This window comes from Dongia sp., from assembly GCF_041909655.1.
Taxonomy (GTDB): domain Bacteria; phylum Pseudomonadota; class Alphaproteobacteria; order Dongiales; family Dongiaceae; genus Dongia.
On the sequence record NZ_JAYRDA010000010.1, the window covers coordinates 13,939 to 31,168 of the forward strand.

A 17,230-nucleotide genomic window follows, 5' to 3' on the forward strand; every position below is an offset into this window, starting at 1 on the left:
AGAACTTCAACTGTTCGAGCGAACTAGAAGAACAGGATCATCATCGCGACGACGAAGCCGAACAGACCGGTGGCTTCGATCAGCGCGAAGGCGAGCATCGGGTTGACCTTCAGCTTCGACTGGGCTTCCGGGTTGCGGAACGCACCCTGCATGTAGCTGCCGAACAGGTTGCCGAGACCGACGCCTGCGCCGCCGAGGGCGAGAGCGGCAATACCGGCACCGATCATCTTCGCTGCTTCGAGTTCCATGATGAAATCCTTTCTTGGAGGTAAGTCGTGTGGGTGTTGAAAACGGTCTGCCCGAATCCCAATCAGTGCGCGAGGTGAATCGCGTCGTTGAGATAGATGCAGGTCAGGATGGCGAAAACATAGGCCTGGAGCAGCGCCACCAGAACTTCAAGCGCGAAGATCAGCGGAATGGCGGCCAGCGGAATGGCGCCCAGGGCGAAGAACAGGCCGCCGAGGCCGACCACGAACCCACCGATCACCGTCAGCATGACGTGGCCCGCCACCATGTTGGCGAACAAACGGACCGAGAGGCTGATGGGACGGATGAGGTAGGAGATGATTTCCAAGGGGATCATCAGCGGCATCAGCCACATCGGCGCACCCTGCGGCACGAAGTAGCTGGTGAAGTGGAGTCCGTGCCGGGCGAACCCGACGAAGGTCACGACGGTGATGACCAGCATCGCCAACGCAAAGGTGACGATGATGTGGCTGGTGAAGGTGAAGGCGCCGAAAAGCCCGATGAGGTTGGCACCCAGAATGAACATGAACAGCGAGAAGACCAGCGGAAAGAATTGCTTGCCCTTGGGCCCGGTGTTTTCCTGGAGCAGGTTGGCGATGAATTCGTAGAAGAATTCCACCATGCCCTGGAAACGGCCGGGTACGATGGTTGCCTTGTTCATGCCGGCGACGATGAAGAGGGTGATAAGGCCAACCACCACCACCATGATCAGAGAGGCGTTGGTGAAGGAGGCGTCAATTCCGAAGGGCGTCAGTTCGGCAATCGTCTTGATTTCGAACTGGGCAAGCGGTGAGTGCGCGTCGGCGGCCACGATGTCATCCCCGGCTGGCGCGCCCGGCGGCCCAGGAACAGGGACGGTGCGGGTGGCGCTTTAACGTTTCTCTGCGTCTTTTGCCGCGGCTCGCTGCTCCATGATCCGGGTCACGCGCATCACATTGAGGATGCCCCCACCCAGACCGAGGATCATCAGGACCAGCATCACCCAGGGGCGTGTGCCGAGCCATCCATCGATGACATAGCCCAACCCCAGACCGACCAGCAGCCCCGCCAGCAATTCGACGCTGAGGCGGAAGCCATAACCCAGATGCGTGCCTTCATTGGCCAGTTCCTGGGTCCCGCTTTCCCCGATCCGTTCGCGCGCCGCCTTGAGCTTCGCGCCGAATTGATCGAGATCTTCGGGTCGCTGTTCGGTCATGTCGCCGATCCTCGAGTGTCCCCCGAGCAACAAACCGCTGCCCCCAGTGATCGGAGGATCGCCGGAAGCGCGCGCAACATAGGCAAGGGGGTAGGGACTGTCAAGGTCAATTGCCTCCTATTAACTATTTGAAATAACAACGGAAAAAGTCACTGGTTCCCATGTCGCAGCGGTTTCGTCGCAGGGCCGGTAAAGGAGACGTTAAGAGCCCGCTTATGTGAACAAATCTATCGCGCCCGGACTTGGCCGGAACGGCTGCTCAGGCGAGGTTACCATGGGCGTTTCCAGGCGGTTTTGCTGGACGGATCTCGATTCTGCCTGGAAATCTGGACCAATCGGCTTGTTTCAGGGGCGAATCACGCTGCAAAGGGGGGGAGATGGCACGAAAAATCGGGGCGCTGCTGCTGGCGGGTGTCATTCTTTTGGGCGGGTTCATCGCCCTGGCATTAATCGGCCTGCTGGTGGCATTGGCGACAGATCCCTTTTACCCGTTCCTGCCCTTCTTCGCGCCGCTGGCGATTGGCGCCATCGGGCTGGCCGGATACCTGATGGGGAAGGTGGTAACCCGGCTTTACCCCCAGCATCCCGACCGCAAGCTTTGGCAATTCGGCGCCTGGGCGGCGGCGTTGGTGATCCTGGGCCTGTGGAGCTACGGACTCTACGACTTCTTCACCACGCCGATGCATTGGCAATGAGGGTGGGGCGTCCTTACGACGCCGCGCGGAGCTCGCCCACTGCCTGGAGGTCGACCGAGACCAGTTGCGAGACGCCGCGTTCGGCCATGGTGACGCCGTAGAGGCGATGCATGCGGGCCATAGTGAGGCGGTGATGGGTGATCACCAGGAAGCGCGTGCCGGAGGAATTGGCGAGCTCTTCCACCAGATTGCAGAAGCGCTCCACATTCGCGTCATCCAGCGGCGCGTCGACCTCGTCGAGGACGCAGATCGGGGCCGGGTTGACCAGGAAGACGGCGAAGAGGAGAGCGAGGGCGGTCAGGGCCTGCTCGCCGCCCGAGAGCAGCGAGAGGACCTGGAGCTTCTTGCCCGGCGGGCTCGCGAAAATCTCGAGGCCGGCATCGAGCGGGTCCTCAGCCTCGGTCAATTGCAGATGCGCCTTGCCGCCGCCGAAGAGGCGCGTGAAGAGCGAGGTGAAATGCCCGTTCACCAATTCGAAGGCGGCAAGCAAGCGTTCGCGGCCTTCGCGGTTCAAGCTGGCGATGCCCTGGCGCAAACGTGAGACGGCATTGATGAGATCCGAGCGTTCGGTCTGCATGCCGGCCAATTGCTGATCGAGCTCGTTGGATTCGGTTTCGGCACGCAAATTCACGGGGCCGATATTCTCGCGCTCGCGCAGCAACTTGTGGAGGCGCTGTTCGGTTTCGTCGCGGCCGGGCAGGGCCTCGCTGGGATCGAGTTCCGCGAGCGTCAGGACCTCATCGGGCGAGCATTCCAGCTTCTCGCGGATGCGCTCGGTCAGGGTCTCGGCCGCTTCCTTGGCCTGGGCGATGGCGGATTCGGCGCGGACGCGGTTCTCGCGCGCTTCGACCAGTTTCGATTCCTCGCCCTTCAAGCCGCGATCGGCCTCGGTGAGAGCGGTTTCGGCCGAGGCCAAGGCATCGGCGGCGTCGCGGCGCTTGGCTTCCGAGACTTCAAGGAGGTCCATGAGGTCGCGGCGCTGCTGGGCGATTTCTTCGGGAAGAGCGGCGAGGCGTTCGATCTCGGCGAGGAGATGCTCGCGGCGTTCCACGAGTTCGTCGAGATGGGCGCGGGCCTGGGCGCCACGCGCTTCCCAGGAGCGGAGTTCGTCGGCGATGGCGAGCAAACGCTGCTGACGCTGCTGTGCCTCGCGCTGCAGGCGATCAAGCGCCGAGCGGGCTTCCACCAGACGCGTGCGGCGCTCGGCCACTTCAGGCCGGAGTTCGTTGATGCGGATGCGCGCTTCATCAAGATCGGGGAGCTCGGCGCGTTCGGTGGCCGCTGCTTCCAGTTGCGCTTCGAGTTCCGCGATGTCGCCGGCGACCGCTTCCGCCTGTTCGGCGATGGCGGCCAAGCGCGATTGCATCTGCGTCGCCTTCTGCTCGGCGCGGGCGGCATTGTCGCGCGCCTGACGCGCGGAATTATAGGCGTTCTGCAAAGCCTGGCGCTGGTTGCGCTCGCGGTCGATGAGGCCCTGGGCCTCGTCGCGGGCGGTGCCGAAACGCGCTTCCACCTCGGTCAAACTGGCCTCGGCCGTCGCGAGGGAGGTATCCAGTTCGCGCAGGCGATTGCGCTGCTTCAACCGTGTCGCCGCGGCGGTCTCGGTGCCGGCGGCGATGGTGAAGCCGTCCCAGCGCCACATGGCGCCGTCCTTGGAGACGAGACGCTGGCCCTGCTTCAATTGCGGCCCCAGCGCGCGGCAGGTGGCCTCGTCGGCGACCACGCCGATCTGCGAGAGGCGGCGCATCAAAGCGGCCGAGCCGGTCACATGCAGCGAGAGAGGTTCGGCATTGCCGGGGAGGGCCGGCGCATCCGCCGCCACATCGCCGTCGCGCCAATGGGTGGGGGCACCGAGATCGGTCGAGGCCTGGAGATCGTCACCCAAGGCGGCAGCGATCGCGGTTTCGTAACCCGGCGCCACGGTCAGACTGTCGATCAGCGGCGGCCACATATCCTCGTCGGAGGTGGCGAAGATGGCAGAAAGCGCGTCGGCCTCGGCTTTGAGGCGCGCGCGGGCATCCTGGGCCTGCTGCAATTGAATGCGGGCCTGGGCCTCGGTCTCGCCGGCGCTGGCGCGGGCGGCCTCGATCTCGTGCAACGCGGCCTGCGCTTCCTCGAGAGCCGCCTCGGCTTCCGCGACGGCAGCGCGGGCCGCTTGGGTCTCGGCATCGTTCTCGATCTCGGCCGAGAGACGCTGGCGCTCGGCATCGACTTCCTGGGCGCGGTTGGAGAGACGCTGGCGGCGCTGCTGCAATTCGTCGAGACGGCGGGTCAGCGCTTGCGCGCGGGCCTCGGCGGCCGCGAAATCCTGGGTGAGGCGGCCGAGCTCGGCTTCGCTCTCATCCACCTCGCCCTGCGCGGTTTCGACCCGGCGCTGGGTTTCCTCGGCGATGGCCGCTTCCTCGCCGGCGGTTTCCTCGATGGCGAGGCGTTCCTCGGTCAGGCGCTCGGCGGCGGCGGCGGCATCGGCGGTGAAGGCGGATTCGCGTTGCTGGTCGCCTTCATTCTCGCGCAATTGCCGGTCGGCATCGGCGCGGGCCTGCTGGATGCGCTCTTCTTCCTTGTCGAGCGCACCCCTGGCGATCGTGAGGCGCTGCAATTCGGCGGCTGCCTCGGCCTCGGCCTGGCGGAGGGCGGGGAGGATGGTCGCGGCCTCGGTCTGGCGCGTGGCGGCAATGGCGGCCGCCGAAGTGAGCGAGACGACCTGGGTCTCGGCGGCCATCAGGGTCTGTTCCGCGTAATCCAGGCGCTGCTTCGCATCCTGCCATTGCAGATGGAAGATGATCGATTCGGCGCGGCGGATATGGTCCTGCAGGTTGCGGTAGCGCGAGGCCTGGCGCGCCTGCTTCTTCAGCGCCGCCAATTGGCTTTCCAGGGTGATGATGACGTCGTCGAGGCGCGCGAGATTGGCTTCCGCCGCTTTCAACCGCAGTTCCGCCTCATGGCGGCGGGAATGAAGGCCGGTGATGCCGGCGGCTTCTTCCAAGAGCGAGCGGCGGTCGGTCGGCTTCGCGTTGACGATGGCACCGACGCGGCCCTGGCTCACCAGCGCGGTCGAATGGGCGCCCGCAGAAATGTCGGCGAAGAGGAGCTGCACGTCGCGGGCGCGGGATTCCTTGCCGTTGACCTTGTAGGTCGAGCCCTCGCCACGATCGATGCGGCGCGAGATTTCGATGTCGTCACTGTCGTTGAACATCGAGGGGACGCGGCGGTCGCTGTTGTCCAAAGTGAGGATCACTTCGGCGACATTGCGGGCCGGACGATTACCGGAGCCGCCGAAGATGACGTCGTCCATTTCGCCGCCGCGCATGCGCTTGGCCGAGGTTTCGCCCATCACCCAGCGCAAGGCTTCGACGAGGTTCGACTTGCCACAGCCATTGGGACCGACGATCCCGGTCATGCCCGCCTGAATAGAGAGTTCGGTGGACTCGACGAAGGATTTGAAGCCGGTCAGGCGGAGCTTGTTGAACTGGACCACGAAACGCCTTCCTTAGAACTTATGCGGAGATCTTTACTGCGCGCCGAGCTGATCGAAGATCTTGGAGAATTCCTCGAACGAGCGTTCGCCGGTGACGACGATGCCGTTGACGACGAAAGTCGGCGTGGAATCGACCTTGAAGACCGCACTCGCTTGTTCGGCCGAGGCGATGATCTTCTGCTTCGCCGCCTCGTCGCTCAGGCATTGCTGGAAGTCCTGGCCATTGATGCCGGCGGCGGCGGCGATCGCGGCCAAAGCGGGCGCCGAATTCTCGGTCGCCCAACTGGCCTGGGTGGCGAAGAGCTGGTCGGTCATGCCCCAATAGGCCATCGGCGAGACGCAATGGGCCAGCAGCGACGCCTCGACCGCCGGGCGGTTCAGGGGGAAGTCGCGCATCACCAGCTTGACCTTGCCGGTATCGATATAGGCCTTCTTAATCTCGGGCAGCACGGTCGCGTGATGGCGGGCGCAATGCGGGCAGGAAAGCGAGGAATATTCGATGAAGGTGACGGGAGCATTGGCATCGCCCATCACCATGTCGCCTTCCTGGGCCTGGGCGAGCGGATTGTCGATCGGGGCCGGTAGGCCCTCGATGGCGACGCCCGAGGCGGCATTCGGGCCGTAATGGGTCCAGGCATAGAAGCCGCCGACGCCGATGAGGGCCAAAACCGCAACGCCGATCACGATATTGCGTGGGTTCACGCGAAACCTCCGATGCTGTCCATGCGGCCCTGATTTAGGCCATGTATTTCGCCGCTATTTGGCAGGATTCAGAGGGGACTGCAAGCGACGCCTCCGTGATCTGGCAGGCCTTGCGGAGCGCGGTCCGGATGAGTCGTTGGATAAGCCGTTGGATTCTGGCGAGTCGCACCCTGTCCAGCCGGAATCTGAGAAAATCCATGCTTTTCCCGGGGGCTAGCCAGGGCGCCTAGCCGCGCCGGGCGCGGGCGGCTCCGAGTCGTTCGAGGGCCGCGCGGAGATCGGGATCGGTGACCTTGCCGAGGTCCGGCGGGGCAGCCGGTTTCGCCACCGGCCGCTTGGGCGCCGGGCGGCGGCGGTCGCCGATCTCGATCCGGATTTCGGTCACCGCCGGATAGCCGAAATAGGTGGCGATGCGCTCCAGGATGCGCGGCTTCATGTGCTGGATCTCGAGGCTGGCGGCCGGCGAGGTGCGCAGGGTGAGGGTGCCACCGGCGACATTGGGGGCGATGCCGCCGGCAATTGGATCGGATTTCCCGCGCGGCAGCCGTAGTTTAACGGGGAGCGCCAGGCGCGCGAGATCGGCGCCGACGATCCGGGCCCATTGGCCGACGAGATCGGCCTCGGCAAAGCCACGTTTGCCCAAAGCGAGCTTGGTGAGGTGGGGGACATCGCTGGCGAGCGCCGAAAGACGGTTGCGCCGCGCCGGCGGCTCGGCCGGTGCGGTTGCCTTCGCCGGGGCAGCTTTGCCGGCCGGCCGGGTGATCTTCGCTTTTTCTTCTTTGGCGCTCATGCGGCTTAACTTAAGGTCCCGCGCCATGCCGCGCAAACAGCCAAGCTCGAAAGCCAGTCCCGACGCCCCTCCCCTGGCGGGCTTGGCCGGCCGCCTGCTGGCCTGGTATGACCGGCATCGGCGCATCCTGCCCTGGCGGGCGGCGCCGGGTGAGCGGGCGGACCCCTATCACGTCTGGCTATCCGAGATCATGCTGCAGCAGACCACCGTGGTGACGGTCGGGCCCTATTTCCGGGATTTTCTGACGCGCTGGCCGCGCCTTCACGATCTTGCCGCAGCCCCCTTGGACGATGTCCTCACCGCCTGGGCGGGCCTCGGCTATTACGCCCGTGCCCGCAATTTGAAGAAATGCGCGGAAGTGGTGGCCGCCGAATATGGCGGCGTGTTCCCGGATACCGAGGCCGGGCTGCTGGCACTCCCGGGGATCGGCCCCTATACGGCGGCCGCCATCGCCGCCATTGCCTTCGACCGGCCTGCGACCATTCTCGACGGCAATGTCGAGCGGGTGATGGCGCGGCTCTACCGGGTCGCCAACCCGCTTCCCAAGGCGAAGGAAGAATTGCGGGCACTGGCAGCCCGCCATACGCCGGCATTGCGGCCGGGCGATTACGCGCAAGCGATCATGGATCTCGGCGCCACGATCTGCACACCGACCAAGCCCAAATGTTTCCTCTGCCCGCTGACCGAGGATTGCGCGGCCTATGCTGCGGGCGATGCCGAGACCTATCCCCGCAAGCTGCCGAAGAACGCGCGGCCGCAGCGTTACGGCATCTGCTTTGCAATGATCGACAGGCGCGGCCGCATCGCCCTGGAGCGGCGGCCGGAAAAGGGATTGCTGGGCGGCATGATGCAGGTGCCGACCAGCGAATGGCGCGGGTCGCCCTTTGCCGAGGATGAAGTGACGGCGCCGGTGAATGGCAGGTGGCGTCAGCTCGACGGGCAAGTGACACATGTCTTCACGCACTTTGCTTTGTCGCTCACCGTATTCGTGGTGAGTGGCGTGAAGGCAGACCCCACCTATCGCTGGGTCGGCGCCGAGGAACTGGGCGACGTCGCCCTGCCCAGCGTCATGCGCAAGGTGGTAGAGAAGGTCCTGCTTTCAGGTTAAAAGTGCACATGTCGTCGCTCTCGTCCCAATATCTGCAGCGAGCACAGGAATTGTTCGACCGCTATCGCTACGCGCAGCGGGAATTAGCGCGCCTGCGTCCGGCGCCGCCGGTGAGGGCGGAGCCGGAAGCGGGTTTCTGGGATTTCCTGCGAGAAGACATTGATGAACCCGATGTAGATGAGGGGCCGGCGCGGCAACTGGATCAGATCGCCGCCGCATTGCGCGTTGCGGTCGACAACCTAGTCAACGTTTATTGTGACGAGATACGCCGCTCGCCCTGGTACATCGCTTCGTACCGCCGCCGCACGGCAGAGGTCGACGCCGCACGTGCTCCGCGGGATGAGGAGGCTCGGCTGGTGGCCTTTGCTCGTTCGCTGGGCCGAGAGCTTCGCACCCTCTTCGATGAGGTAGTGGATTCCACGCGCATGACGCTGGATATCGCCATTGGCGTCGATGGCGAGTTCAGCATTTTCGAAAGATGGCGCGAATTGCGCTTCAATCTTTCCCGGTTGCTGGATCGCGCGCTGGTACTCGGTCTGCCGGCTCTGACTCTGCCCAAGAACAGTTATGTGCCCAAGGAGGCGGGTCGCCGAAACGCACTGGAGGCGCTCGCCCTCGCCGTCGATCAGGGGCCGGGTTCGGGGCCCATGCTGGACTGGCTGCAGGAGAACCTCTTCATACTTAACGACTCCCTCAATGCCTGGATCGAGGCGGCCGAAGCCGCAATCGAAAGTCCCGGCATCAAGGGCGCCGAACGGGAGGTCCTTGACCTCGAAGAAGATGTGGTCGCAGCGGCACGGCAACGGCTACCCGCCAATCTCAGGCCATGGCACGCGCTACCGGAGTAAGTTGAGATTGCCGCCGGGCGCGTCGCCCGGTTCGCAGGAAGGCGGGTAGGTCCAGTCGATCGGAAGGTCCGACGGGAGATCGGCGTAAGGATCGCCCACCTGCTGGAAGACGCGCACACTTTCCGGCCAATGCGATTTCACATAGGCGAATATCTGCCAGATCTGATTGTCGGTAAGCGTATTGCCGAAGGCCGGCATGGGCGAGCCGGGAGCGCCGTGCTTGGTGAAGAGGAAGAGCGCGGCATCGTCATGCATCCAGGCATGGCCTGCGGCGCCGAGCGGGGGTGCCGGCCAATTGGCGAGGCCGGAATATCTTGCGCTCTGCCAGCCGGGCTGCCCGGCGAGTTTCGCTCCATGGCAGGAAGCGCAATGGGCCTCGTAGAGAGCCGCCCCTTGCTGCGCGCCGTAACTGTCGATCGCCGTGGCCAGCGGAAAGAGAGCGGCGAGAAGGGCGGCGGTGCCGGCAAGCGCCGCCGCCCAGATCCATATTTGGCGGGTTGAGCTGGTCTGGGGCTTTTGGCCATCGTGGGCCAGTGGGTCATCGGCCGAGCTCAATCCCGCGCCTCATTCAATGCGTATGTTCTTCACCGTCTTCCGGTCCGTCATGGCCGGTGCCGGTGCTGTCGGTCGCTTCGACCACGACCTGCAAATCGACCGGACCGGCTTTCTCGAAGGTGAGCGTCACTGGGAAGGTGTCGCCCTCTTTCAGCGGCTGCTTCAAGCCCATCAGCATAATGTGGAGGCCATGCGGCTTCAATTCGACCGTGCCGTGGGCGGGAATTTCCAAATCGCCCGCCGGCTTCATCACCATGACCTCGTTCTCCATCGACATGTTGTGGATCTCGACCTTGGCGGCGATGTCGGCGGCCGCGCCGATCAGCTTGTCGGCCTGCATGCCGTGATTTTCGATGCGGACATAAGCGGCACCGGTCTTGGCGCCGCCCGGCGTCGCCCGCGCCCAGGCATGATGGAGGACGAGATCGCCATGGGTCTGTTCATGGGCGGTGGCGGTCATGATGAATGCGGCCATCGCGAAGACGAGCGTGAGACTGCGGATGATGAATTTGGTCATGATTGGTTGCCTTACTGCATGATGTCTTTGAGGCGCGTAATCATCTCGTCGACGCCCATGGCGCCGTTCATGACGCCGGCATATTGAAAGTCCGGGTCCATGACGATGATCGCGGTGGAATGGTCCATGAGGTAATACTCGTCCTCGCCGGTCTTCTTGTAATAGACACGGAAGATCTTGGCGGTTTCGGCGATCGCCTCGGGCGTGCCGGTCAAACCCATGATGCGCGGGTCGAAGGAGGCGAGATATTCCTTCATCACCTGCGGCGTGTCGCGGGCGGGATCGATGGAGACGAAGACCGGCTGCACTTTTTCGGCCTCGGGTCCCAGTTTTGCCATCATCAGCGAAAAGGTGTTGAGGGCGGTGGGACAGGCATCTGGGCAGAAGGTGAAGCCGAAGAAGAACACCGAATACTTGCCCTTCAGGGCAGCCTCGGTCACTTCCTGGCCGTCGGTGCCGATCAGCTTGAAGGGACCGCCGACCGACAGGGTCTCGGCCATCTTGCGGTCGTTGAAAATGTAGCTGGCGCCGATTCCCGCCGCGGCCACGAGGGCCAAAGCGGAAACCAGCATCACACGCCGGTTCATGGAAGAACTCCTGATCTTGAGAACGAGAGACGGGCTGCACTGAGCCCGACGAAATCCGTATGACTCAGGCGGCCGGTGGTGCCCGCGAGGCGAAGGCGCTGGCGGCAATCGTCGCGGCCACGGGGGTGGCCGGGGGCAGAATACGGGGCTGCGGCCAGGCGATCGGCAGCATCGCCAGGACGGGTGCCGGCACAAAGCCGTGGGCCTGCGCGACACTGAGGCAGATGGGGCATTTCGCGTGCTGGCCCAGGGGGGCGGGGATGCCAGGATCGGTTTGACCGAGACAGGTGGCCGCGAAGCTCGCGGCTTCCTCAGGGGTGGCGGCTGCGAGGTCCATGGCACCGGCCATGGCTGCCGGCGGCAATGCAGGCACCAGGACCTGCAGGAACAGCGCCAGCAATCCCGCCAGGAAGGCGAGCCGGGACCGGCGGAGCATGATCGGCAGGGAGCGGCGCATGCGGGCAATCTACCCGCCGCGCCCGTGGTGCTGCAAGGCGGCGCGGGGACCTGCGACGATCCGGTCCTTAAAGGCCGAATTTCTCCTTGATGGCCGTGGCGGCCTCGATCGGGGAGATTTGGCTGGTGTCGATCTCAAGATCGTAGCCAAGACCCGCATGGACACGGGGGAATTGCCAGCGTGCGAGGCCGATCATGCGGTCAGCCCGCTCGCGCTCGCGGGCTTCCAGCACGTCGAGGGGCGCCATCACGCCCACCCAATGCAGGCGATAGGGGGCGAGAAGGCGGGCATATTCGGCGCTCGCCTCGCCGGCACCCATCAAGACCTCGTCGACCACGAGATTGTTACCGGATTCGGCGAGGGCCGCCACGGCGCGGCGCATGCCGGAAAGCAGCCGCTCGCAGACAAGGCCGGTATGGATGGCGACCGAAGGCTTGCCGTCCTCGCTCAATGTCTCGAAGACCAGGCCGTCGGGATGATCGAAATAAAGGGGCGGCAGCATGTTGAGAAAATCATCCATGGCGACATGGAGGAAGGGCTCGGCCGTGATCTGCTGCAGCGCCTTCGCGATCGAGGATTTGCCGGCACTGCCGATGCCGTTCAAGAGAATGATGGTGGCCGTCATGGTCTGCTCACCAGGACACCACACCGCGGGAAACAGTCTTGCCCTCACAGACGGTCTTGATCGGCCTGCCATCTTTGTATTCGAAGAAGTACCGGCATCCCGGCTTGCCGGTCACGGGAGACATGCCGACATCTACCGCATGCAGCATTTCGCCGAAAGTCGTCTCGCCATCATCGTTCCAGTCCATTTCGTGGAGAGTATAACCCGACTGCAGAACGAATTTGCCACCCCAATACACCAGGGTACCGCCGAGAAGGATTCCGACCAGGAATGCGAAAGCGACTTTCATGCCGTGCCGGCTTTCATACAGTGGAGGTGACGCTGCCAGGGGTTCACTATCATATCAGCGAGGGCCCGACCAACTCGACCACGGCATGGCCGGGTCAGGAGCTTTCCGTTTGGAGTCGGCCAAATATTGCGAGGATCTGTCTTCCGACGCCAGGCCGCTTGCAAACAAGGCATCCTGAAGCTGGGCCGGCAACACGGTCAGCCCAACGTCATAACCCAGATGTTCCAAACCCAGTTCGATCGGGTCCACGCAATTCGCGAAGATCGGATTGTAGGAGGCGGTATTGGCGAAACGTAAAATATGCGCTTCCAGTTCTTTTGCTTCGGTTTCGGTGAGGCGGAGCGGATAACCCTTGCCGTCGCGGAAGCCGTTGGCGGCCAAGTAATCCGCTTTGCGCGCTAGGTGCAGGCCCTCCGGCGACCAAGAGAAAACCAGATCGCCGAAACTGATTGCGACATGCCCGAAGGAAGAAGCGCCCTTGCCGACCGGCTCAAAGACCAGGAGTTCTGCCCGTCGCTCGGCATCAATCGGTGCGACTGGCTGCTTTTTCTTGGTCTCTTGAATCCTCCCCACTGCCCGCGGCGATGCCTGTGTGAGAGAGGCCGATGCAGGGTTCCTTTCGTCAACCGGAATCGGGTTCACGTCCGGCCTGGTATCGGTTGCCGCCGGGTCTGTGGCTTGCGTCATCTTCGCGACGACATGCGGATCCGTCTGCCCCGCGTGTTCCATGCCGGCAAGGATGGCGCGGCCATGGGGAGACAAGGTGGCGGTGTCGGGGCGGATTGATGGGGATGACGAGGTGTTTTCCGGCACAATTCCTTCTGCTGCCGAATCCAAAGCCAGCAGCGCCTCTGCCTCTCCCGGCATGCGGCCGGTTCGGTCGAATTCCAACGACAGATCGGCGACGGTGCGGTCTTTGAAATGCTGTCTGCGGATCTGACGCCATGCCTCCGGCTCGATCGTTTTTGGATTCGCGAAATAATGCCGTCCATCGGGTCCGCGATAGAGGGGGGCGGTCGGCCCGGTGATGCCTGCCATGATCGCGCGCGCTGATTCCGAATCCGCTGCGTCACCAAGATGCCAGTTGTCGGGATGGACTGCCTGGGCGTAGGCGCGACGTCGCCATTCCGATTGCGCAGCCGACGAGGCGAAAGTGAAGTTGTTGCCGCTGCCTTTGCCCAAGGGAACGGCATCATCCCTTTGCTGGGAAGCGGGTCGGTTGTTATTGGCCGCCGGCTTATGAGGCCGAGACAGGAGAGGGGCAGATTCGGTCGATGAGGGCTTCGGGACGGCATGATCCGGTTGCTGCCCGCGTGGCAGAGGCGGTTTTGGCATGGGGGCTCCGGTTCGATATGGATCAAACAAAGAATTATGTATAAAGCATAACATACGCAACTGCACTTGTAAAGAACAAATGAAGAACATATGGTGGAAGCCGCTTATCTGGGGCTGAAAGCAAAACGGCCGCCCGGAAGGGCGGCCGTTTCGTGACGTCGATGCGTCGAAGCGGTTTAGGCTTCGGCAGCTTCCTCGCCGGTGCCCGTGGCGGCTTCCGCCTCGGCCAGCAGCTTGTCGAGGTCCGGGGTGGCGTCGTCGTCGGTCTTGGCGACGAAACCGCCGGTCTTCTCCTGGATCGCCGCTTCGTCTTCCGACTTCGCGACGTTCGCGGTGACGGTGACGACGACTTCCGGGTGGAGGGCGACGCGGACCGGATGCAGGCCCAGGGTCTTGATCGGCTTGTCGAGGACCACCTGGCGGCGTTCCACGGTGAAGCCGGCCTTGGTGACGCCGTCGGCGATGTCGCGGGTCGAAACCGAACCGAACAGGATGCCGGTTTCCGAAGCCTGGCGGATGAGCACCACCTTGAGGCCGTCGACCTTGCCGGCAATCTTCTGCGCTTCTTCCTTGAGCTTCAGATTGTTGGCTTCGATCTGGGCGCGCTGCGCTTCGAAACGCTTCTTGTTGTCCTCGGTCGCCCGGAGCGCCTTCTTCTGCGGCAACAGGTAGTTGCGCGCAAAGCCCGGCTTCACGTTGACAATCTCGCCGATGTGACCCAGCTTTTCGACGCGCTGGAGCAGGATGACTTCCATTTTTCCGTCCTCCTTACTTCACCACGTAGGGCAGCAGGCCAAGGAAGCGGGCGCGCTTGATCGCCTGGGCGAGGACGCGCTGCTTCTTGGTGCTGACCGCCGTGATGCGGCTCGGCACGATCTTGCCGCGTTCGGAGATGAAGCGGCCAAGCAGCTTCACATCCTTGTAATCGATCTTCGGGGCATTCGGGCCCGAGAACGGGCACGATTTGCGGCGACGGAAGAACGGACGACGGCCACCACCGGCACCACCGGCGGGACGGCCACCTTCACGGCCGCCGTCGCGACCACCCTCACGGCCACCTTCGCGGCCACCACGATCAAACTCGCTCATGCGCGGTCTCCTTCACCTTCGGCGGCGGCGGGGCGTTCGCCACGATCACGGCCACCAAAACCACCTTCGCGGCCACCTTCACGGCCGGGACGCAAACGGTCGTCGCGGTCACGGCCACCGAAACGGCCACCCTCGCGGCCACCTTCGCGGTCGCCACGGCCACCGCGCTCGTCACGATCGCGGCCCTTCGACTGCAGCATCGCGCTGGGACCGGCTTCGAGCTCGTCGACGCGCACGGTCAGGTAGCGCAGCACGTCTTCGTTCAGGCGCATGTTGCGCTCGAGTTCGGCGACGGCGCCGGCCGGGGCTTCGATGTTCAAGAGCACGTAATGGCCCTTGCGGTTCTTGTTGATGCGGTAGGTGAGGCCCTTGAGGCCCCAATATTCCTTCTTCAGCACCTGGCCGCCCTGGGCGGTGACGATGCCGGTAAAGGTTTCGGCCAAGGCGTCGACCTGCTGGGCAGTGACGTCCTGGCGCGCAATAAAGACGTTCTCGTAGAACGGCATTTAAAAGCTCCCTCTGGCTCTTGCTGGCCCGGCGCTGGTCTGCCGGGGATCGGCAGCGCATCAGCCGAAATGAGAGGAAAACCCAATCATTTCACGGGCCTAGCCGATCCCCTCGCACCGTTCGATGACGATGGCCAGCAAGCTGGTCGGAGGGTCGGCAGGGCTATGGACGGGCGGGTTATACACAGGGTACCCGGAAATGCAAGCCGGGGCCTGATTTCGGCCCGGAATCAGGCGCTGCGGCCGTCATAGGGGATGCGCTTGACGGCCGCGAGATCCACCCCCTCCAGGCAGCGGATATTGACCGCGGCCGTGGCCGTGCCGTCCGGCGCCTTTCCGAAGCCGAAGGGGGCGCAGCCGCAGGTCGGGCAGAAATGGTGGTCGATCACATGCTTGTTGAATTTATAGGTCGAAATCATCGCCTCTGGCGAGGAGAGGCGCAGCTTCTCCCGGGGCACGAACCAGAGGAGATAGCCCTTGCGGGAGCAATGCGAGCAATTGCACTCGATGACCTCGCCATAATCGCCCTCGACGGTGAAGCGGATCTGGCCGCAATGGCAACTGCCGTGCTGCATGACGGGGTCCCCCTAAATGCTTCCTACAAACCCAAATCGCTCAAGCCTGGATGATCGTCCGGGCGGCGGCCGAGCGGCCAGTGAAATTTGCGCTCGGATTCCTTGATCGGCAAATCGTTGATGCAGGCATAGCGTTTCCGCATCAAGCCGTCGGCGTCGAATTCCCAATTCTCGTTGCCATAGGAACGATACCACTGGCCGGAATCGTCGTGCCATTCATAGGCGAAGCGCACCGCGATGCGATTGCCGGTGAAGGCCCAGAGCTCCTTGATCAGGCGGTAATCCAGTTCCCGGGTCCATTTCCGGGTGAGAAACTGGACGATCTCGGCCCGGCCATGCGGGAATTCGGCGCGGTTGCGCCATTCGCTGTCCGGCGTATAGGCAAGGGAAACGCGCTCGGGATCGCGGCTGTTCCAGCCGTCCTCGGCCAGGCGCACTTTCTCGGCGGCAGTTTCGGCGGTGAAGGGCGGCAAAGGCGGGCGGCTCATGGGAAACCTCGATTGAGATGGGGATAGGGGCTGCCAAGTCGTATCCCGGCCAATCCGGGACGCGCCAATAAAATCTGTGAATTTCAACATGTGACAACATAATGATTGTTACCGCAGTCGCCGGAAGCGCCTTGACGGCGGCCAGTCACCTGCGCTCTAAGCCCGGCACTCGATATCTGGGAGGCAAGTAAATGCGCGCTTTCGTGTTTCCGGGGCAGGGGTCGCAGGCCGTCGGCATGGGCAAGGCCCTCTCTGAGGCGTTCAGCTCGGCGCGGCTGGTCTTCGAGGAAGTCGACGATGCTTTGGGCCAGAAGCTCTCGCATCTGATGTTCGAGGGCCCGGAAGGCGACCTCACCTTGACCGAGAATGCGCAGCCGGCGCTGATGGCGGTCTCGCTCGCGGTTCTGCGCGTGCTCGAAACCGAAGGCGGTTTCAAGCTTGCCGACAAGGTGTCTTATGTCGCCGGGCATAGCCTCGGCGAATATTCGGCTCTCGCAGCCGCCGGTGCCTTCACGCTCTCCGATACGGCGCGGCTTTTGAAACTGCGCGGCCAGGCGATGCAGAAGGCGGTGCCGGTCGGCGAAGGTGCCATGGCGGCCCTCCTCAATTTCGATCTCGATCGCGCGCAGAAGGTGGCGGCGCAGGCGGCCGAGGAAACCAAGCTGGTCTGCGCCATCGCCAATGACAACGATCCGTCGCAAGTGGTGGTCTCGGGTGCCAAGGCAGCGGTGGAACGCGCCGGTGCGCTGGCGCTCGAAGCCGGTGCCAAGCGCTCGGTGATGCTGCCGGTCTCGGCTCCCTTCCATTGCCCGCTGATGCAGCCGGCTGCGGAGGCGATGGCGGCCGCCTTGGAGAAGACCACGATCCACATGCCCAGCGTGCCGGTCATTGCCAATGTAACGGCGCAGCCGGTCTCGGATCCCGCCACCATCCGCGCTCTTCTGGTGCAACAGGTGACCGGCACGGTGCGCTGGCGCGAGAGCGTGCAAACGATGAAGAATCTCAATGTCGATCGCGTTTTCGAGCTGGGTGCCGGCAAGGTGCTGGCCGGTCTGGTGAAGCGCATCGACAAGGAAATCGAGGCGCAATCCGTGGGCCAGCCAGCCGATATCGAAGCCGCCCTCAAGATCCTCGCCTAACGGAGC

The 17,230-nt window shown here is 63.8% G+C and carries 22 protein-coding genes; 4 read left to right on the top strand and 18 right to left on the bottom strand.

What is annotated here, in order from left to right; all coding sequences use genetic code 11:
* Window positions 1-23: 23 nt before the first annotated feature.
* From ACE3PR_RS17780 to ACE3PR_RS17790, 3 genes are all read right to left on the bottom strand, one after another.
* Window positions 24-248, bottom strand: coding sequence for an ATP F0F1 synthase subunit C (locus ACE3PR_RS17780; RefSeq protein WP_374374708.1), 225 nt, complete (start codon window positions 246-248; stop codon window positions 24-26).
* A gap of 62 nt (window positions 249-310) precedes the next feature.
* Window positions 311-1,057, bottom strand: coding sequence for a F0F1 ATP synthase subunit A (locus tag ACE3PR_RS17785; RefSeq protein WP_374374710.1), 747 nt, complete (start codon window positions 1,055-1,057; stop codon window positions 311-313).
* A gap of 60 nt (window positions 1,058-1,117) precedes the next feature.
* Window positions 1,118-1,441, bottom strand: coding sequence for an AtpZ/AtpI family protein (locus ACE3PR_RS17790; protein WP_374374713.1), 324 nt, complete (start codon window positions 1,439-1,441; stop codon window positions 1,118-1,120).
* Window positions 1,442-1,818: 377 nt separating this feature from the next.
* On the opposite strand from ACE3PR_RS17790, the gene ACE3PR_RS17795 reads away from it, so the two are divergent.
* The gene (locus tag ACE3PR_RS17795) at window positions 1,819-2,136 is read left to right on the top strand and encodes a hypothetical protein (RefSeq protein ID WP_374374716.1); all 318 of its coding nucleotides are present in this window, start codon (window positions 1,819-1,821) and stop codon (window positions 2,134-2,136) included.
* A gap of 13 nt (window positions 2,137-2,149) precedes the next feature.
* On the opposite strand, the gene smc is transcribed toward ACE3PR_RS17795, so the two are convergent.
* The 3 genes from smc to ACE3PR_RS17810 form a co-directional block, all read right to left on the bottom strand.
* Window positions 2,150-5,614 carry a chromosome segregation protein SMC gene (smc, locus tag ACE3PR_RS17800; protein ID WP_374374718.1) on the bottom strand — a complete coding sequence of 1,155 codons (3,465 nt, stop codon included), beginning with the start codon at window positions 5,612-5,614 and terminating at the stop codon, window positions 2,150-2,152.
* A gap of 33 nt (window positions 5,615-5,647) precedes the next feature.
* On the bottom strand, window positions 5,648-6,316 hold the full coding sequence (locus ACE3PR_RS17805) for a DsbA family protein (protein WP_374374721.1): 669 nt from the start codon (window positions 6,314-6,316) through the stop codon (window positions 5,648-5,650).
* Window positions 6,317-6,542: 226 nt separating this feature from the next.
* The gene (locus tag ACE3PR_RS17810) at window positions 6,543-7,106 is read right to left on the bottom strand and encodes a DUF721 domain-containing protein (protein ID WP_374374723.1); all 564 of its coding nucleotides are present in this window, start codon (window positions 7,104-7,106) and stop codon (window positions 6,543-6,545) included.
* A 25-nt stretch (window positions 7,107-7,131) separates the two neighbouring features.
* Here ACE3PR_RS17810 and mutY point away from each other — a divergent pair, with 25 nt between their 5' ends.
* Window positions 7,132-8,214, top strand: coding sequence for an A/G-specific adenine glycosylase (gene mutY, locus ACE3PR_RS17815; protein WP_374374726.1), 1,083 nt, complete (start codon window positions 7,132-7,134; stop codon window positions 8,212-8,214).
* Between the two features lie 8 nt (window positions 8,215-8,222).
* Window positions 8,223-9,062 carry a hypothetical protein gene (locus ACE3PR_RS17820; protein ID WP_374374728.1) on the top strand — a complete coding sequence of 280 codons (840 nt, stop codon included), beginning with the start codon at window positions 8,223-8,225 and terminating at the stop codon, window positions 9,060-9,062.
* On the opposite strand, the gene ACE3PR_RS17825 is transcribed toward ACE3PR_RS17820, so the two are convergent.
* The 12 genes from ACE3PR_RS17825 to ACE3PR_RS17880 form a co-directional block, all read right to left on the bottom strand.
* Complete coding sequence (locus tag ACE3PR_RS17825; RefSeq protein ID WP_374374731.1) at window positions 9,051-9,617, bottom strand: cytochrome c; 567 nt, start codon at window positions 9,615-9,617, stop codon at window positions 9,051-9,053. The two genes, ACE3PR_RS17820 and ACE3PR_RS17825, sit on opposite strands and share 12 nt — an antisense overlap.
* A 13-nt stretch (window positions 9,618-9,630) precedes the next feature.
* Window positions 9,631-10,134 carry a copper chaperone PCu(A)C gene (locus ACE3PR_RS17830; RefSeq protein WP_374374734.1) on the bottom strand — a complete coding sequence of 168 codons (504 nt, stop codon included), beginning with the start codon at window positions 10,132-10,134 and terminating at the stop codon, window positions 9,631-9,633.
* Window positions 10,135-10,145: 11 nt separating this feature from the next.
* Window positions 10,146-10,721: an SCO family protein gene (locus ACE3PR_RS17835; RefSeq protein WP_374374737.1), complete on the bottom strand. Its 576-nt coding sequence runs from the start codon at window positions 10,719-10,721 to the stop codon at window positions 10,146-10,148.
* A 64-nt stretch (window positions 10,722-10,785) separates the two neighbouring features.
* Window positions 10,786-11,178 (bottom strand): hypothetical protein, encoded by a 393-nt coding sequence (locus tag ACE3PR_RS17840; RefSeq protein ID WP_374374740.1) that lies wholly within the window; start codon window positions 11,176-11,178, stop codon window positions 10,786-10,788.
* A gap of 67 nt (window positions 11,179-11,245) precedes the next feature.
* Window positions 11,246-11,803 (bottom strand): chloramphenicol phosphotransferase CPT family protein, encoded by a 558-nt coding sequence (locus ACE3PR_RS17845; protein WP_374374742.1) that lies wholly within the window; start codon window positions 11,801-11,803, stop codon window positions 11,246-11,248.
* A 7-nt stretch (window positions 11,804-11,810) separates the two neighbouring features.
* Window positions 11,811-12,092, bottom strand: coding sequence for a hypothetical protein (locus tag ACE3PR_RS17850; protein WP_374374744.1), 282 nt, complete (start codon window positions 12,090-12,092; stop codon window positions 11,811-11,813).
* A gap of 54 nt (window positions 12,093-12,146) precedes the next feature.
* On the bottom strand, window positions 12,147-13,274 hold the full coding sequence (locus tag ACE3PR_RS17855; protein ID WP_374374746.1) for a hypothetical protein: 1,128 nt from the start codon (window positions 13,272-13,274) through the stop codon (window positions 12,147-12,149).
* Window positions 13,275-13,603: 329 nt separating this feature from the next.
* Window positions 13,604-14,182: a 50S ribosomal protein L9 gene (gene rplI, locus ACE3PR_RS17860; protein WP_374374748.1), complete on the bottom strand. Its 579-nt coding sequence runs from the start codon at window positions 14,180-14,182 to the stop codon at window positions 13,604-13,606.
* Window positions 14,183-14,195: 13 nt separating this feature from the next.
* Window positions 14,196-14,516: a 30S ribosomal protein S18 gene (rpsR, locus tag ACE3PR_RS17865; protein ID WP_374374750.1), complete on the bottom strand. Its 321-nt coding sequence runs from the start codon at window positions 14,514-14,516 to the stop codon at window positions 14,196-14,198.
* Window positions 14,513-15,022, bottom strand: a complete 510-nt coding sequence (gene rpsF / locus ACE3PR_RS17870; RefSeq protein ID WP_374374752.1) for a 30S ribosomal protein S6 — start codon at window positions 15,020-15,022, stop codon at window positions 14,513-14,515. Before rpsF ends, rpsR begins: the two co-directional genes overlap by 4 nt.
* Before the next feature lie 230 nt (window positions 15,023-15,252).
* Window positions 15,253-15,597, bottom strand: a complete 345-nt coding sequence (locus ACE3PR_RS17875; RefSeq protein ID WP_374374754.1) for a GFA family protein — start codon at window positions 15,595-15,597, stop codon at window positions 15,253-15,255.
* A 23-nt stretch (window positions 15,598-15,620) separates the two neighbouring features.
* Window positions 15,621-16,085, bottom strand: a complete 465-nt coding sequence (locus ACE3PR_RS17880) for a DUF1348 family protein (RefSeq protein ID WP_374374756.1) — start codon at window positions 16,083-16,085, stop codon at window positions 15,621-15,623.
* Between the two features lie 191 nt (window positions 16,086-16,276).
* On the opposite strand from ACE3PR_RS17880, the gene fabD reads away from it, so the two are divergent.
* On the top strand, window positions 16,277-17,224 hold the full coding sequence (gene fabD / locus ACE3PR_RS17885; RefSeq protein ID WP_374374758.1) for an ACP S-malonyltransferase: 948 nt from the start codon (window positions 16,277-16,279) through the stop codon (window positions 17,222-17,224).
* The last annotated feature ends 6 nt before the right edge of the window (window positions 17,225-17,230 follow it).

Coding starts and splice junctions, on each gene's coding strand:
- ACE3PR_RS17830 (WP_374374734.1), bottom strand. CDS start 10,134: ATGACCAAATTCATCATCCGCAGTCTCACGCTCGTCTTCGCGATGGCC.
- ACE3PR_RS17790 (WP_374374713.1), bottom strand. CDS start 1,441: ATGACCGAACAGCGACCCGAAGATCTCGATCAATTCGGCGCGAAGCTC.
- fabD (WP_374374758.1), top strand. CDS start 16,277: ATGCGCGCTTTCGTGTTTCCGGGGCAGGGGTCGCAGGCCGTCGGCATG.
- ACE3PR_RS17780 (WP_374374708.1), bottom strand. CDS start 248: ATGGAACTCGAAGCAGCGAAGATGATCGGTGCCGGTATTGCCGCTCTC.
- ACE3PR_RS17835 (WP_374374737.1), bottom strand. CDS start 10,721: ATGAACCGGCGTGTGATGCTGGTTTCCGCTTTGGCCCTCGTGGCCGCG.
- ACE3PR_RS17845 (WP_374374742.1), bottom strand. CDS start 11,803: ATGACGGCCACCATCATTCTCTTGAACGGCATCGGCAGTGCCGGCAAA.
- ACE3PR_RS17875 (WP_374374754.1), bottom strand. CDS start 15,597: ATGCAGCACGGCAGTTGCCATTGCGGCCAGATCCGCTTCACCGTCGAG.
- ACE3PR_RS17795 (WP_374374716.1), top strand. CDS start 1,819: ATGGCACGAAAAATCGGGGCGCTGCTGCTGGCGGGTGTCATTCTTTTG.
- ACE3PR_RS17810 (WP_374374723.1), bottom strand. CDS start 7,106: ATGAGCGCCAAAGAAGAAAAAGCGAAGATCACCCGGCCGGCCGGCAAA.
- rplI (WP_374374748.1), bottom strand. CDS start 14,182: ATGGAAGTCATCCTGCTCCAGCGCGTCGAAAAGCTGGGTCACATCGGC.
- ACE3PR_RS17820 (WP_374374728.1), top strand. CDS start 8,223: ATGTCGTCGCTCTCGTCCCAATATCTGCAGCGAGCACAGGAATTGTTC.
- ACE3PR_RS17880 (WP_374374756.1), bottom strand. CDS start 16,085: ATGAGCCGCCCGCCTTTGCCGCCCTTCACCGCCGAAACTGCCGCCGAG.
- mutY (WP_374374726.1), top strand. CDS start 7,132: ATGCCGCGCAAACAGCCAAGCTCGAAAGCCAGTCCCGACGCCCCTCCC.
- ACE3PR_RS17850 (WP_374374744.1), bottom strand. CDS start 12,092: ATGAAAGTCGCTTTCGCATTCCTGGTCGGAATCCTTCTCGGCGGTACC.
- rpsF (WP_374374752.1), bottom strand. CDS start 15,022: ATGCCGTTCTACGAGAACGTCTTTATTGCGCGCCAGGACGTCACTGCC.
- rpsR (WP_374374750.1), bottom strand. CDS start 14,516: ATGAGCGAGTTTGATCGTGGTGGCCGCGAAGGTGGCCGTGAGGGTGGT.
- ACE3PR_RS17840 (WP_374374740.1), bottom strand. CDS start 11,178: ATGCGCCGCTCCCTGCCGATCATGCTCCGCCGGTCCCGGCTCGCCTTC.